Origin of the sequence: Verrucosispora sp. NA02020, assembly GCF_013364215.1 — a bacterium.
In the GTDB taxonomy this organism is placed as follows: domain Bacteria; phylum Actinomycetota; class Actinomycetes; order Mycobacteriales; family Micromonosporaceae; genus Micromonospora.
This window is the reverse complement of record NZ_CP054923.1, coordinates 1,916,746-1,931,945: the sequence shown is the minus strand read 5'-3', so window position 1 is coordinate 1,931,945 and position 15,200 is coordinate 1,916,746. Positions and strand designations below refer to the sequence as shown.

Genomic DNA, 15,200 nt, shown 5'->3' with positions numbered 1-15,200 from the left:
GCCTGGCTCAGTCGAGCGCGGTCAGCGCCTTCTCGTAGGCGGGGCGGTCGGCGCGGGGCGTCTTGGCCTCCAGGTAGTTGAGCACGACGGTGCCGGAGCGGAACGAGGCGCCGGCCCACACGTCGGCCATGTCGGTGGCACTGACCTCGTCGGGGAAGACGTAGACGGCCACGCCGTCGGTGACCACGATCTCCGAGCAGCCCAGGCCGAGCCCGTCCGGCCCGCAGTCCACCGAGCGGTCCTTGGACTTGCCGGCCTTCAGCCCGGCGGCCCGGAACGCGGCGACGACCTCCCGCGCGCTGGGCTCGCCGGCCTTGCGGGGCGGCAGCTCCACCGGGGGCGGGCTGGGCGGGCGGCGCTCGGTGCTGCCGGTGACGGTCGGCTCGGCGGTGGACGGCGCGCCCGACGGGGCGTCCGACGGGACCGGTGGGGTGGCTGCGGTGGCCGGCGCGCTGGCCGGGGGCGGCGCGCTCGTCGGGTCGGCGGCGGACGGCTGTTCCTTCTCCCCACCACCGCAGGCGGTGAGGGCGGCGGTGACCGCGACGAGGACGAGGGCTGGCAGGATCCGGTGGCTCACTCAGAGCAGTCTGCCGGGCGGACGGCGCGGTGTGCAGTGGCCGGTCGGTCAGGCGGCCTGTCACCTATCCGGCACCGACACCGGACCGTACGATGCGGTGCCGTGACCAGCAGCGTGGATCGGGTCGTCTCGTTCACCACCGACTACGGCCTGACCGACGGATTCGTGGCGGCCTGCCACGGGGTGATCGCCCGGCTCGCCCCGACGGTGCGGGTGATCGACGTGACGCACCTGGTGCCACCGGGCGACGTCCGGCGGGGCGCGACGGTGCTCGCCCAGACGGTGCCGTACCTGCCTGGCGGCGGCGTACACCTGGCCGTCGTCGACCCGGGGGTGGGTACGGCCCGGCGGGGTGTCGCGCTGGCCACGCCCGGGGGCCTGCTGGTGGGGCCGGACAACGGCCTGCTGTGCGACGCGGCCGACGCGTTGGGTGGGGTGCGCGCCGCAGTGGAGCTGACCGATCCGACGTGGTGGGGCGCCCGGGTCTCCGCCACGTTCCACGGCCGGGACGTGTTCGCGCCGGTGGCGGCCCGGCTGGCCACGGGTGCGCCGATGGCGCAGGCCGGTCCGGCGGTCGGTCCGGAGACGCTGGTACGCCTGCCGGAGCCGGTGGTCGAGTCGACGCCGGACGGCTTCGTCGCCGAGGTGTTGACCGTGGACAACTTCGGCAACGTGCAGGTGGCGGCGTCGGCCGACCTGCTCGCCCCACTGCCGGCCCGGTTACGGGTACGCCCGCACGACGCCGAGCCGGTGCGGGAGGCGGTGCACGGACGGACGTTCGGCGACGCGCCCGTCGGCGGGCTGGTGGCACATGCCGACTCGGCCGGCCTGGTGGCGCTCTCGGTCAACGGGGGACGCGCTGTGGACCTGCTCGGGGTGGTACCGGGTAGGCTGCTGCGGGTGTGGGCGGCCCCCACCGACGAGGTGCCCCGCGCCACACGCCCGTGACGTCTACTGTGGAAAGCTGTTCGGGTGAACGATCGCTGGGTTCCCGCCGCCTGCCCCTGCTGCGCGTACCGGACCGGCGGCGGCACCTGTCCGGTCTGCTTCTGGACCGACGACGGTCAGGCCGACGCCGACGCGGACGTGGTCCGTGGCGGCCCCAACGGCGACCTGAGCCTGTCGCACGCCCGGCTGAACTTCGCCGTCTACGGTGCCTGCCACCCCCGCTACCAGGACGCGGTCCGGGGCCCCCGTCCGGACGAGCTGCCCTGAGCCCAGGCCGGGCCGGCGTGGGAGGACACCGGCCCGGCTCCGCGCGCGGGATTCAGCAGCGCGGCACCGTGGGGCCCCAGACCGCCGAGACGTACGCGTGGCTGACGAACTGCCCGCTGGCGAGTCGGTTCCACCGGTTGGTGGTGCGGTACGGCCCGGTCACCGTCTGCCCGGTCACGTAACACTCGACGGGCACGTGGGAGTAGCGGGCGGCCAGTCCCCGGCTGGCGTAGCCGGTGCCGGCTCCGGCGCGGATGTTCAGCGGCCCGTCACCGATCACCGCCCGGCTGCCGGTGCCGGTCCAGAGGTAGGCGACGTCGACCCAGGTGTTGGTGGTCAGTTGCAGCCCGTCCCAGAAGGTGCCGTCGGCGAGGTCGATTCCGGCCGGGTTCAGCACCGTACGCCCGAACTGGTCCCGCCCGCCGTTGTAGCCGTTCTGGTAGGCGGCCTGTGCCTGCGGGCGTCCCTGCGGCAGGTCCTTCCAGTTCTCCCGCACCGCGCTGGGGTTCCAGTAGTCGTCCCGGGTGTTCCACGGTCCGACGTCCCAGACCGGCGCGTACGTGCAGCGGCTGCCGCTGGTGGTGCAGACCCGGACGGTGTAGTCGCCGCTGTTGCGCGGGGAGAGGCTCCGCCGCGACGGCAGCGCCACGAAATGGTCGCGGGGCGCGACCGTGTGCCCGTTGGCGGTCACCTCGCCGACCAGGCCGATCCGGGTGGTGTAGACCCGGTAGACGCGGCCGGGCGTGGCGGCGGCGACGGCCACCCCGCCGGTGTCGGCGGTGAACCGGACGGCGCGGACCTCGGCGGTGGCGCCGGCCGGGCCACCGGTGAGCACCACCCGGGTCTGCACCCGCCCGATCGGCCGGTCGAACACCGCCGCCGGTACGGCGTCGCGCCATTCGGTCCAGCCGGTGTCGTGCCAGCCGCGCACCTGGACGCTCGCCGTGGCACCGGCCCGGGCGGTGGCGGTCACCTCGGCCCGGAACCGGGTGGCCGGGCTGCTCAGGGTACGCGGCGCAGCCACCAGCATCCCTTCGGCGACGGCGCTGCGGCGGATCGGTACGCCGGGCGGACGGGGGTCGGCCAGCCGCAGCCCGGACCGGGTGTGCCGGACGTTGACGTCGTCGGCGTCGACGGTGGACAGGGCGGCGTTCCACCGGTCGGCGCGGGCGGCCGAGGCGGGCGCGGGGGGCGCCAGGGTGACGACCAGGACAGCGGCCAGGACAGCGGCCGGCGCGATCGCCGGTCGCGATAGACGAATGCGATTCATTCGTTTTCCTCCTCAGATCTCCCCGATAATGCTCATATAGGAAGATCGAACCGAAGTGACATACAAATAGCGATACACGCGAATTCGGCTCGGGTGAGGGAGGATGGTGGGGTGCCCGAAGGTGACACCGTGTGGAACACCGCCCGCGTCCTGGACCGCGCCCTGGCCGGCACCCGGCTGACCGGCAGCGACTTCCGGGTGCCGCGACTGGCCACCACCGACCTGACCGACTTCGCGGTCCGCGAATGCGCCAGCCGGGGCAAACACCTGCTGCTCCGCCTGACCGCCCCCACCAGCGCCGCCCCGACCGGGGTCACTCCCGCCGGCCACACCCAGGAGCACTGGACGCTGCACTCACACCTGCGGATGGACGGCACCTGGCGGACGTACGCGCCGGGGGAACGCTGGACGGCCCGCCCGGCGCACCTGATCCGGGTGGTGTTGCGGGCCTCCGCCGCGACGGCCGTCGGCTACCACCTGCACGACGTGGCGCTGGTGCCCACCGCCGAGGAGGACCACCTGGTCGGGCATCTCGGCCCCGACCTGCTCGGCGCGGACTGGGATCCGGCCGAGGCGGTACGCCGGCTCGCCGCCCATCCGGACACCGCCGTCGGAGTCGCCCTGCTCGACCAGCGCAACCTGGCCGGGGTCGGCAACCTCTACAAGTGCGAGGTGCTGTTCCTGCGCGGCGTGCATCCGCGTACGCCGGTCCGACAGGTGCCCGACCTCGACGGCCTGGTCCGGCTGGCGCAGGAGCTGTTGGCCGCGAACCGGGGGCGGTGGACACAGAGCAGCACCGGATCGTTGCGGCGGGGCCAGACCAGCTACGTCTACGGACGCCGGGCACAGCCCTGCCGCCGCTGCGGCACCGCGATCCGTAAGGAGGAGCTGGGCGAACGGGTCACCTACTGGTGTCCCGTCTGCCAGCCCGTCACCTGACGCGGGCAGGCGTGGAAGTTCCGCCGGTCCGGATGCAAGTTCCACGGGTGTCTGCGCAGGTGGCGGGCCGGGTCGGAGTGGCGCAGCCGACACGCCGGGTGGCCACCAGATAGGGACGATTGGGTACTTCCTAACCGACCCCGGATGGTCGCATGCTGCGATTGAGCGCTCACGGAACGTCAAAGTCGCGCGCCGGGCCCGCCACATCGCGGTGGGGGCCGCCGCGCCCCGACCCCGGGGAGAGCCATGGCCGTGTTCCGCAGATTCCGGTCGACCTGGCGGGATCGCGCCACCCGCAACGGCGAGTCGAGCCCGGGGGCCGTCCCCGAAGCCCGCACCGGCCCGGAGCAGACGGACCCCGGTTCCACCCCGACCTCACCGACCCCGCAGAGTGCACCGCCCTACCAGGCGCAGAGCGCGCCGCCGGCCCCGGCGGAGAAGTCTCCCACCGTGCCGGGCCGGACGGCACCGCCCGCACCGACCCGGCGCGCGCCGGGCGGACGCCCGTCGGTACCGGCCAGCCTGGACCCGGCGGCGGTGCCCCGGATGTTCGGCGCGGTGCCGAACCACGCGTACAGTCCGCTGCCGGTGGTGGACGCCGACGGCGCGGTGGTCGGTGGCACCGGCATCCGCAAGTTCGTCGACCCGCTGCCCGGGCTCGGCCCGCTGGGGCGTACGCCGCTCGGCGCGCACCTGCCGGTCGCGGTGCCGGACACCATCAGCTACCCCGGCTGCGACTACTACGAGATCGGTCTCGCCGAGTACGCCCAGCGCCTGCACACCGATCTGCCGGCCACCCGGTTGCGCGGCTACCGGCAACTGAACCTCGGCACCGACGTCGACGGGCACAACACGGTCGCACCGCCCCGACAGCCCTGGCACCTCGGGCCGGTGGTGCTGGCCCGACGCGGCCGACCCGTGCGGATCAAGTTCATCAACCAGCTTCCCGCCGGGCCGGCCGGGGACATCTTCCTGCCGGTCGACCCGACCGTGCCGGGGGCCGGGACCGGGCCGCTCGGCGGACCGGCACCGTACCCGCAGAACCGGGCGGTGCTGCACCTCAGCGGCGCGTCGACCGGTTGGGCCAGCGCCGGCAACCCGTGGCAGTGGATCACCCCGGCCGGGGAGATCACCCCGTACCCGACCGGTGTCGGACTGACGAACGTCCCCGACATGCCGCACCCGGGACAGGGCGCCACCACGCTCTACTTCCCGAACGAGCAGAGCGGTCGCCTGCTCTGGTTCCACGACAACACCGCCGGAATGTCCCGACTGACCGTCTACTCCGGACAGGTGGCGCTCTGTCTGCTCACCGACGAGGCGCAGGAGCGGCTGGTCGACGACGGGGTGCTGCCCTGCGAGCAGCTCCCGCTGGTCTTCGAGGACAAGACCTTCGTGCCGGACGACGCGCAGCTCGCCGCCCAGGACCCCACCTGGGACCGCAGCCGCTGGGGCGCGCGCGGCAGCCTCTGGTACCCGCACGTCTATCAACCCCGGCAGGACCCGCACCGCCCGGAGGGCGTCAACCCCACCGGCCGCTGGGACTACGGCCCGTGGGCGCGTACCGCCGTGTCGGCCGGACCGGCGGTCACCGCCGCTACCGTGCCCAACCCGCACCACGACCCGGTCACCGACCCGGACGAGCCGCCGGAGGCGCCGGGGGTGCCGCACCCGAGCGCCGTGCCCGCCGCGTACGGGGACACCGTGCTGGTCAACGGCACCGCGTACCCGTACCTGGCGGTGGAGCCGAAGGTCTACCGGTGGCGGATCCTGAACGCCTGCACCGACCGGTGGCTCAACCTCCAGCTCTACCGGGCCGCCTCGGACGCCCCGATGTGGACACCGGAGGGCCGGCTGGCCGACGCCGACGCCGGCGAGGTGCCGACGGTCGACGCGGTCCGGTCACCCGACCGGCCGACGGGCTGGCCGGCGGACGGCCGCCCCGGTGGCGTACCGGACCCGGACGCCGCCGGACCGGAGCTGATCCGGATCGGCAACGAGTGCGGCCTGCTGCCCGAGCCGGTGGTGATCCCGAACCGCCCGATCGGTTTCCGGTACGACCGGCGCGAGGCGACCGTGCTCAACGTCGACGGCCACGCCCTGCTGCTGGCACCCGGCGAACGCGCCGACGTGCTGGTGGACTTCGCCGCCGTCGCGCCGGGCAGCACCCTGATCCTCTACAACGACGCCCCGGCCCCACTGCCCGCCGTCGACCACCGGCACGACCACCACACCGGAGGCCCGGACCGCACCGGCGAGGGCGGCGCCCCACCGACCCTCCCCGGGTACGGCCCGAACACTCGCACCCTGATGCAGTTCCGGGTCTCCGGCACGCCCGCGTCCCCGTACGACCTGGACCGGCTGCGCGAGCGGTTGCCCGGCGCGTACGCGGCCAGCCAGCGCCCGCCGATCGTGCCGCAACCCGCCTACGACGCCTGCTTCGGCACGGTCTCCGCGCCGACCCGGATCCCGGTGCACGCCGCCGCCGTCACGTTCACGCCGACCGGCGGCACCACACCGGTGACGCTGCCGCTGGCGGTCAAGGCCGTCCGGCAGGTCTTCGACCCCGAGCACGGTCGTGCCACCGGCCGCCTCGGCGTCGGCCACCCACACGCCGGCCCGCTCGACGAACCCACCCTGCCACTCGGGCCCGCCGACCCGGCCACCGAGAACCTGCACGTCAGCGACCCGGCCGTGCCGGTCGGCGCACCCGGTGACGGCACCCAGCTCTGGCGGGTACGCGGCACCGGACGGCACACCCACCCGGTCCGATTCGACGGGCTGGACGTGCAGGTGATCAGCCGGGTCGGCCGCGACGGTCGGATCCGGCCGCCGCACCCCGGTGAACTCGGCTGGAAGCAGGTCGTCCGGGTCGACCCGGGCGAGGACGTGCTGATCGCGCTCCGCCCCGAGGCCCCACCGCTGCCGTTCAAGCTCGGCGACAGCATCCGGCTGCTCGACCCGACCCGACCGGCCGGCGTACCCACCGGTTCCACCGAGGTCAGCCCGCTCGACGGACGTCCCGCCTCGGTGGTCAACCGCCTGGTCAACCTCGGCTGGGAGTACCGCTGGGGCAGCGCCTCGGCGGGCCTGCGCGACCAGGGCATGAGCCGCCCGCTGGTGGTGCGCGTCGCGCCCCGCTCCCCCACCGGCCTGAACGCCAGCCCGGCCCCCGGCTCGGCCACCGCCCTGCCGGCGATCAACCTGACCTGGACCGGCAACGGCAGTCTGCCCGCCGCCACCAGCCACCTGCTGCACCGGGCCACCGACTGCGCCTTCTCCGGTGGCCTCACCGAGATCACCGTGGCCGGCACCGCGACCCGCTACACCGACGCCACCATCACCCCCGGCGTGACCTACCACTACCGCCTGCGCGCGGAGAACACGGTGAGCTGCTCCGCCTGGTCGAACAGCGTTCCGGCGGCGGTGCAGCTCGCCGCCCCCACCGGCCTGACCGCCACCATCCCACCGGCCGCCCCGCTGCGAGCGGCGCTGCGCTGGGCCAACCGCTCCTTCGCCACCGGCATCGACGTCCAGCGGGCCACCAACCCGACCTTCACCAGCGGCCCCGGCACCACCGCCATCGGCGTCGGCGACCACCACCTGGACACCGCGCTGGCCCCCGACACCACCTACTACTACCGGGTACGCACCACCTATCTGGGAGTCGCCTCGCCCTGGTCCACGGTGGCCACCGTGATCACCCCGCCGGTGCCCGGCGTACCCACCGCGGTCAGCGTCGCCACCAGCACGCCCGGCCCGGACACCGCGACCGTCGTGCTCGGCTGGGCGGCGAGCACCCCCACCGGCGCGGGCGCCGGTTTCACCGTGGAACGCGCCCTGGACGCCGCGTTCACCCGCGAGCTGGCGACCTTCACCGTCACCGGGCGCGGTTTCACCAACACCGGGCTGGCCCGAGGCGTCACCTATCACTACCGGATCCGCTCGTTCAACGTGGTGGCCGCGTCCCCGTACACCGGCACCATCCCGGTCACCACCCCGGAGTGACCGGCGGGTCACCGTCGGCGGCGAAGCCTGCGCTCGTGGCGATCCGGATCATCCGCCTGGGCGGGGTCGAGTCGCTGTCCGCTTCGGCCGGATGCGCCCGACGGCAATACGTTTGACGCCCTCTCCTGGTCGAGGAAACCTCGCTCTACCAGGAAGAAATTGCAGCCTCACCCTTGACGGCGGTTGTCGGCGCTGCTGATAGTGAGCGCCAAGGCAAAACGTTACGCCGTGGAGGTGCGATGACATCCGACGCGATTCCCGTCGCCGAGCTCATCGACATCTCCAAGAGTTATCCCGGTGGTCACGCCTCGGCCGTCCGGGGCGTCAACCTCGAACTCCGTGAGGGGGAGTTCTTCTCACTGCTCGGACCGAGCGGCTGCGGCAAGAGCACCACGTTGCGCATCGTCGCCGGCCTGGAGACCCAGACCACCGGCACGGTCAGGATCAAGGGCGAGGACATGGGACGGCGGCCGGCCAACCGCCGACCGACCAACATGGTCTTCCAACACCTCGGCCTCTTCCCCCACCTCGACGTCGCGCAGAACATCGCCTTCGGGCCGAAACTGCGGCGGGTGCCCCGCGAACGACGCGCCGCCGACGTCGACCGGGTCCTCGAACTGGTCGAACTCTCCGGATACCAGCGCCGCTACCCGGAGCAGCTCTCCGGCGGCCAACAGCAACGGGTGGCGATCGCGCGGGCGTTGATCAATCGGCCCGCCGTCCTGCTGCTCGACGAACCGCTGGCCGCGCTCGACCTCAACCTGCGGCACCAGATGCAGCAGGTGCTCCGCGAGGTGCAGCGCAACTCGGGCACCACCTTCCTCTTCGTCACCCACGACCAGACCGAGGCGATGACACTCTCGGACCGCATCGGGGTGATGCGGGACGGGGAACTGTGCCAGGTCGGTGGCGCGGAGGATCTCTACCGTCGTCCGGCCGACCGTTTCGTCGCCCGCTTCATCGGCGACGCCAACGTCCTGGAGATCCCGGTCGAGCAGGGCAGTGCCCGGATCGGCGAGAGCGCGGTGCGGGTGGCCGCCGAGGGCACCGGCGTGGCCCTGTCGGTCCGCCCGGAGGACGTCCGGATCCGGCCGGACACCACGACGGCCGGAACCACCGCCGACGACCCGGACACACCGGCCGGCACCGACACCCCACCGGGACTCGCCGCCCGCATCACCGGCGCCACCTATCTCGGCCCACAGATCCGCTACGACCTGGAGACCGTGGACGGATTCGCGCTCCGCGCGGTCCGCCCGGCGAACGCCGACCGCCTGCCGGTGGGTGACCTGGTCACCGTCCGCTGGCGTCCGGAGGACGCCGTCGTCCTGAGCGCCTGACCCACCGCACCGTCCCGCCGCCGACGATCGGCCCCGGCCTGCGCCGAACGTGCCACCCCTCCCACCCCCGACACAGCGAGCGACGGGCGACCCGTGACGGCCGCCCGCGGAAGGAGTTCCGCGATGAGACAAGGTCGGATCAGCCGGAGAAGTTTCCTCGCCGCGGCGGCAGCGGCCGCCACCGTGCCGGCGCTGGGCGCGTGCGGACGCGAACTCGACCCCGCCGACCAGCGGTCGGACGGCGGCGGCACGCCGGGCAAGGAGACCGTCACGATCTTCGCCTTCCTCGGCAACCGGCTCGCCGACATGCCGAAGGCGTTCGCCGAGGACTACATGAGCCGGCACCGGAACGTCGAGATCAAGATCTACGAGGACAGCAACGCCGTCGGCTACCCGAAGATCCTCGCCGCGCGACAGGCCACGCCGGACAGCCCGCTGGTCAACATGGGCTTCTTCAACTCGCAGATCTCCGCCCAGGGCGACCTCGACGGCGTCTGGAACACCCTCGACTACCCGAGCCTCAGCAACGCCGCCGACGTCAGCGACACGTTCCGCCGTCCCAACTCCAACGGCATCGGCATCGGTGCCGACCAGATCGGCATCGTCTACAACACCACGGCGATCACCACCGCCCCGACGAGTTGGGCCGACCTCTGGGACGACCGGCACCGCGGCAAGGTCACCCTCTTCGACTACTGGTGGCAGGTGGTGATGATGGCCGCGCGGCTCAACGGCGGGTCGGTGGAGAACATGGAACCCGGTTGGGCGCTGTGGAAGGAGAAGGCCCGCAACATCCGCACCCTGGTCACCGCCAATCCGGAGTGGCAGCAGGTGCTCAGCAACGGCACCGCCGACATCACGAGCTGCTGGAACGGCACCGGACTCCAGTTCAAGGCCGACGGCGCGCCGGTCGACTACGTGGTGCCGGAGGAAGGCGCCATCGCGGTCCCGGTCTATCTGCAGACCGTGGCCGGCAACAGCGACAACCAGCAGGAGATCTGTCTCGACATCCTCAACGAGATGCTCTCCCCCCGCTGGTGCCAGATGTGGGCGGAGACGGCGGTGCAGACACCCGCCAACGGCACCGTCACCCTTCCGGCCGAACTCGCCGGACTGCCCGGATTCCAGCCGGCGAACGTCGAGAAGCTGATCTCCGTCGACTGGGGTCTGGTCGCCGAGAACATGACCGCCTGGCGGTCCCGCTGGGACGCCGACATCAAGGCGAACATCTGACCGGCATGGTCCAGTCCACCCCGACCGCGCCGGACCGGGCCGCCGCACCGGCCAGGAGGCAGCGGATGCGCCGCGCCGCACCCCGCTACCTCCTGGTCCTGCCCGCTCTCGTCCCGCTCACCGTCATCTTCCTGGGCAGCCTTGCCCAGCTCGCCGAACTCGGCCTGCGTCCGTACTCCGCCGGGCGCATCGGCACCGGGGTCACCCTGGACAACGTCCGCCGGTTCGCCGACGACCCGTACACCTGGCGGGTCCTGGGTGACACGGTCACCCTCGGCGTGGTCTGCGCGGTGCTGGCGGTGGCGCTCGCCTATCCGATGGCGTTGGCACTGCACCGGATGCGCAGCGCGGCACTGCGTGCCGTCGCCGTCTTCCTCATCTTCTCGCCGCTGCTGACCAGCGTGGTGGTGCGGGCGTACGGCTGGAACGTGCTGCTCGGCGACGGCGGGGTGGTCAACCGCTTCCTGGTCGACATCGGGCTGATCGAGGCACCGCTGCGGATGATGTACGGCTTCCCCGCAGTGGTGATCGCCATGGTCCACGTCCTGCTGCCCTTCGCCGTCTTCCCACTGCTCGGCGTCGTCGCCCAGGTGCCGGCCTCGGCCGTCGCGGCCGCCCACGATCTCGGCGCCAACCGGCACCAGGTCTTCTGGCGGGTCACCTTCCCGCTGACCCGGTACGGGGTGGTGCTCAGCCTCCAGCTCTGCTTCGCGTTGACCATCAGCGCGTTCGCCACCCCGGCCCTGCTCGGTGGCGGCCGGGTGCAGGTGCTCAGTGGGCTGGTCTACACCAACGTCGGTGCGGTCGACTGGCCGATGGCGGCCGTGCAGTCGTACGCGCTGCTGTTCATCGCCCTCGCGTTGGTCGGTGTCGTCAGCCTCGCCGCCCGACTGACCGGACGGAGGCGGGGATGAACCGCAACCGGGCCTTCACCCTCACCGCGCTCCTGCTCGGGCTGGCCTTCCTGGTCACCCCGCTGGTCTTCGTCGTGGTCAACTCCTTCAACGACTCCGGCTACGGTGCCTGGCCGCCGCCGGGCTGGTCGTTGCGCTGGTACGAACGCCTCGCCGAGCAGGACGGCTTCGGGCGGGCCGCGCTGCGCAGCCTCGGCATCGCCGCCGTCGCCGCCCTGGCGGCGGTGGCCGCCGGCACCGCCGCCGCGGTCTCGCTGACCCGGTTCCGTTACCCCGGCCGGGGTCTGGTCGAGTCGCTGCTGCTCGCTCCCCTGATCGTGCCGAAGGTCGCGATCGGGCTCGGCGCGTTCATCCTCTTCCTGCAGGCCGGCTTCTACGGCAGCGACGGCGCGTTGGTCGGCCTGCACCTGGTGCTCCTGCTCCCCTTCACCGTCAACATCGTCGGCGGGGCCCTGGTGCGGATTCCCCTGGTCTACGAGCAGGCGGCCCGGGACCTGGGCGCCGGGCCGGTGCGGGCCTTCGTCTCGGCGACCCTGCCCCAGCTACGCCGATCGCTGCTCGCCGCGTACGTGCTCTGTTTCATGATCAGCTTCGACGAGGTGGACGCCACGGTCTTCGTGGTCTCCCCCGACCAGCTCACCCTGCCCGTGTCGATGTACCAGTACCTGCAGCGCTATCAGGACCCCACGCTCGCCGCGCTCTCCACGATCCTGATCGGCGCGACGTTCGCCCTGGTCGCCGTCGTGATGGCGACGGCCGGCACCTCGGCGGTCTCGGGCCTGCACTCAGGGAGGGAACGCCGCCGATGAGCACACGAGACCGGACGGAACCCACCGTCACCGTGATCACCGGTGCGGCCGGCGGCATCGGTGCCGCCGTCGCCCGCCGGCTGGCCCGCGACGGCCACCACCTCGCCCTGGTCGACCGCTCCGGTCCGGCCCTGGAGGCACTCGCCGCCGAGTTGCGGGACGCCGACCATCCGGTGCTCACCCTCGACGCCGACGTCCGCGACCCGGCCGCCACCGAGCGGGCGGCGGCAGCCGTCGAGGACCGCTTCGGCGGCTTCGACACCCTGGTCACCTGCGCCGGCATCGGTCGGATCGACCCGATCGACCAGACCACCGACGAGATCTGGGCCGACACCCTGGCGACCAACCTCACCGGAACCTTCTGGTGGTGCCGGGCCGCCGTACCCCGACTGCGTCGCCGGGGCGGCGGGGTGATCGTGCCGGTCTCCTCCACCACCGCGCTGGTCGGGCTTCCCGGCCGGAGCGCGTACGCGGCGGCCAAGGCCGGGGTGCTCGGACTGGCCCGCACCCTCGCCGTGGAGTGCGCCGCCGACGGCATCCGGGTCGTCCCGGTCTGCCCCGGCGCCACCCGCACCGACCTGGTCCGCCAGGGGTACGCCCGAGCCGCCGACCCGGCCGCCGCCGAACGGGCGCACGCCGCCCTCCAGCCGATCGGGCGTCTCTCCGAACCGGAGGAGATCGCCGAGACCATCGCCTTCGTCTGCTCGTCCCGGGCGGCGACCATCACCGGCGCGACGCTCGTCGTCGACGGCGGATACACCGCGGGAGGACCCTCTTGGAACACGTGAACCGCCGCCGCGCCGCGCTGCGGGAGATGGCCGCACGCGGTGTCGACACCCTGCTGGTCTCGAAGATCACCCACGTGCGGTACCTCACCGGCTTCACCGGCACCGCCGGAGTGCTGCTGCTCGGCCCCGAGCCGGTGCTGGTGGTCGACTTCCGCTACGCGGCCCAGGCGGCGCAGCAGGCCGAGGACATCACGGTCGACGGCGGCTGCGCCCCACCCCGGCTCTGGGCCACGATGCTCGACCGGTTGCGCGCCGACCAGGGCCGGATCGGTATCGACCCCCGCAACCTCACCGCCGAGCAGTACCTCTCCCTCCCCGAGCCGGGCGCGACGGTCGACTGCGCGGGGCTCGTCGAGCGGCTGCGCGCGGTCAAGGACACCGACGAGTTGCGCGCCCTCCGCGACGCGGCGGAACTCGCCGAGACGCTCGTCGCCCGGCTACCGGAGTGGCTGCGGCCCGGCCGCGCGGAGAACGAGATCGCCGGTGAGATCGAGTACGCCCAGCGCCACCTCGGCGCCGAGCGCAGCGCCGCCCCGATCCTGGTCTCCTCGGGAGAGCGCTCGACCCTGCCGCACGGTGCCGCCTCCGACCGGGTGATGCGGGCCGGCGAACCCGTGGTGGTGGACCTCTCGCCGGTGGTGCGCGGGTACCGGGCCGACATCACCCGCACCTTCCACCTCGGACCGGCACCGGCCGCGTTCCACCGGCTGCACTCGGCCGTCCGGGAGGCACACGGCAGGGCGATGGCGACCGTCCGGGCCGGGGTCCGGGCCAGCGCCGTCGACGCGGTGGCCCGGGAGGTGCTGGCCGGATACGGCCTGGACGGCTATTTCAAGCACTCGCTGGGCCACGGCATCGGCCTGGACCAGCACGAGCCGCCGCTGCTCTCGCCGCACGACGACACCGTGCTCGAAGCCGGCATGGTCGTGATGATCGAGCCGGGGGTCTACGTACCCGGTGTGGGCGGCACCCGGATCGAGGACGCGGTGCTGGTCACCGAGACCGGCTGCACGCCGCTGACCACGTCGGATCCGGGATTGCGCGAGCTGTGAGCGGCGTCGACCCGCGGGCCGGCGTGGAGGTCCCCCACGCCGGCCCGCACCTCACCCCGTCGACCGGGGAACACCGGGTCGCGTTCCGAGGCGTGATCCACACCGGCACGCTCACCCTCGGCCCCGGCGACCTCGCCCTGCTCGATCCGGCCGGCGGGGACGTCGCCGCGACGGCGGGCACCCCCGGCGACGTGGTCCGGGTCGCATACCCGCCCCGGCTCGCCGACGCCGAGGCGCTCGCCGTCCGACTCGACCGGAACCGCCCCGAACGGCTGGTGGCGGTCGGCGACGGCTCGACCCTGGACGTCGCCAAGCAGGCGTGGCGACTCGGCACCGCCGGGCCGGAGCTGCTGCTGGCACCGGTCGGCGGTGAGCCCTGGCGAGCCTTCGCCCCCTTCACCAGCCTCTACGGCCGGGACGGTAGCCGGGTGAGCCGACCGGACCCGGCCCTCGGTGACGCCGGGGTGCTCCTCGACGCCGCCGCGCTCTCCCGCCGACCGCAACGGGTACGCCACCTGCACCGCGCCGACTCCATCGTGCACGCCGTCGAGGTGCTGCTGAGCCGGCGCACCCAGGAGTGGGGGCGGGCACTCGCCGCCGCCGGCCTGTCCGCGCTGTGCCGGGACGCGCCGAACGACGACCTGGCCGGAGTGGTCGGCGCCGGGCTGGTGACCGAGGCGTTCGCCGCCACCGGACTCGGACTGGCCCACGCCGCCGCATCACCGCTCGGCGCCCACGCCGGCCGCACCCACGACGCGGTCAACGTGCTGCTCGCGCCACACGTCGTCGCGTACTGGGGGGACCGGGTCGACTGGCGGGCGGTGGCCGGTCCCCTCGGCACCTCGCCCCGCGCGGACGCCGTCGCCGCGCGGCTGACCGACCTCGCCGACCTCGCCGGAGTCCCCCGGACCCTGTGCGCCGCCGGCTTCTCGTGGGAGCAGGTCCGCGCCGCGGTCCCCGCCGCGATGCGCAGCTCCGGGATGCCGTGGCTGCCCGGGCCGGTCGACGAGGCGACGCTGACCGAGCTGCTGCGCCGCGCCTGGGCGGGGCCGTGA

Annotated in this window: 13 protein-coding genes; 11 read left to right on the top strand and 2 right to left on the bottom strand. The window is 73.4% G+C overall.

Going from position 1 to position 15,200, the window contains the following annotated elements; genetic code table 11:
• Window positions 1-7: 7 nt before the first annotated feature.
• Complete coding sequence (locus tag HUT12_RS08495; protein WP_176093027.1) at window positions 8-577, bottom strand: hypothetical protein; 570 nt, start codon at window positions 575-577, stop codon at window positions 8-10.
• A gap of 114 nt (window positions 578-691) precedes the next feature.
• Between HUT12_RS08495 and HUT12_RS08490 the strand changes: the two genes are divergently transcribed.
• Together HUT12_RS08490 and HUT12_RS08485 are read left to right on the top strand one after the other, a co-directional pair.
• Window positions 692-1,525: an S-adenosyl-l-methionine hydroxide adenosyltransferase family protein gene (locus HUT12_RS08490; protein ID WP_176095698.1), complete on the top strand. Its 834-nt coding sequence runs from the start codon at window positions 692-694 to the stop codon at window positions 1,523-1,525.
• Between the two features lie 24 nt (window positions 1,526-1,549).
• The gene (locus HUT12_RS08485) at window positions 1,550-1,792 is read left to right on the top strand and encodes a CPCC family cysteine-rich protein (RefSeq protein WP_131056850.1); all 243 of its coding nucleotides are present in this window, start codon (window positions 1,550-1,552) and stop codon (window positions 1,790-1,792) included.
• A gap of 52 nt (window positions 1,793-1,844) precedes the next feature.
• Here the strand turns inward: HUT12_RS08485 and HUT12_RS08480 are convergent, their stop codons facing one another.
• The gene (locus tag HUT12_RS08480) at window positions 1,845-3,062 is read right to left on the bottom strand and encodes a hypothetical protein (RefSeq protein ID WP_176093026.1); all 1,218 of its coding nucleotides are present in this window, start codon (window positions 3,060-3,062) and stop codon (window positions 1,845-1,847) included.
• A 111-nt stretch (window positions 3,063-3,173) separates the two neighbouring features.
• Here HUT12_RS08480 and HUT12_RS08475 point away from each other — a divergent pair, with 111 nt between their 5' ends.
• The 9 genes from HUT12_RS08475 to HUT12_RS08435 all read left to right on the top strand — a co-directional run bounded on the left by HUT12_RS08475 (window position 3,174) and on the right by HUT12_RS08435 (window position 15,200).
• A complete protein-coding gene (locus tag HUT12_RS08475; protein WP_176093025.1) occupies window positions 3,174-4,001 on the top strand; it encodes an Fpg/Nei family DNA glycosylase in 828 nt (275 codons plus the stop codon).
• A gap of 246 nt (window positions 4,002-4,247) precedes the next feature.
• Window positions 4,248-8,009, top strand: coding sequence for a hypothetical protein (locus HUT12_RS08470; RefSeq protein ID WP_176093024.1), 3,762 nt, complete (start codon window positions 4,248-4,250; stop codon window positions 8,007-8,009).
• A gap of 239 nt (window positions 8,010-8,248) precedes the next feature.
• The gene (locus HUT12_RS08465; protein ID WP_131056605.1) at window positions 8,249-9,349 is read left to right on the top strand and encodes an ABC transporter ATP-binding protein; all 1,101 of its coding nucleotides are present in this window, start codon (window positions 8,249-8,251) and stop codon (window positions 9,347-9,349) included.
• Window positions 9,350-9,472: 123 nt separating this feature from the next.
• The gene (locus HUT12_RS08460) at window positions 9,473-10,582 is read left to right on the top strand and encodes a PotD/PotF family extracellular solute-binding protein (RefSeq protein ID WP_131056607.1); all 1,110 of its coding nucleotides are present in this window, start codon (window positions 9,473-9,475) and stop codon (window positions 10,580-10,582) included.
• Between the two features lie 5 nt (window positions 10,583-10,587).
• A complete protein-coding gene (locus HUT12_RS08455; RefSeq protein ID WP_176093023.1) occupies window positions 10,588-11,496 on the top strand; it encodes an ABC transporter permease in 909 nt (302 codons plus the stop codon).
• Window positions 11,493-12,305: an ABC transporter permease gene (locus tag HUT12_RS08450; RefSeq protein ID WP_176093022.1), complete on the top strand. Its 813-nt coding sequence runs from the start codon at window positions 11,493-11,495 to the stop codon at window positions 12,303-12,305. Before HUT12_RS08455 ends, HUT12_RS08450 begins: the two co-directional genes overlap by 4 nt.
• The gene (locus HUT12_RS08445) at window positions 12,302-13,093 is read left to right on the top strand and encodes an SDR family NAD(P)-dependent oxidoreductase (protein ID WP_131054069.1); all 792 of its coding nucleotides are present in this window, start codon (window positions 12,302-12,304) and stop codon (window positions 13,091-13,093) included. The genes HUT12_RS08450 and HUT12_RS08445 overlap by 4 nt, the downstream gene beginning before the upstream one ends.
• On the top strand, window positions 13,090-14,145 hold the full coding sequence (locus tag HUT12_RS08440) for a Xaa-Pro peptidase family protein (RefSeq protein WP_254877036.1): 1,056 nt from the start codon (window positions 13,090-13,092) through the stop codon (window positions 14,143-14,145). Before HUT12_RS08445 ends, HUT12_RS08440 begins: the two co-directional genes overlap by 4 nt.
• Window positions 14,142-15,200 (top strand): iron-containing alcohol dehydrogenase, encoded by a 1,059-nt coding sequence (locus HUT12_RS08435; RefSeq protein WP_176093020.1) that lies wholly within the window; start codon window positions 14,142-14,144, stop codon window positions 15,198-15,200. The genes HUT12_RS08440 and HUT12_RS08435 overlap by 4 nt, the downstream gene beginning before the upstream one ends.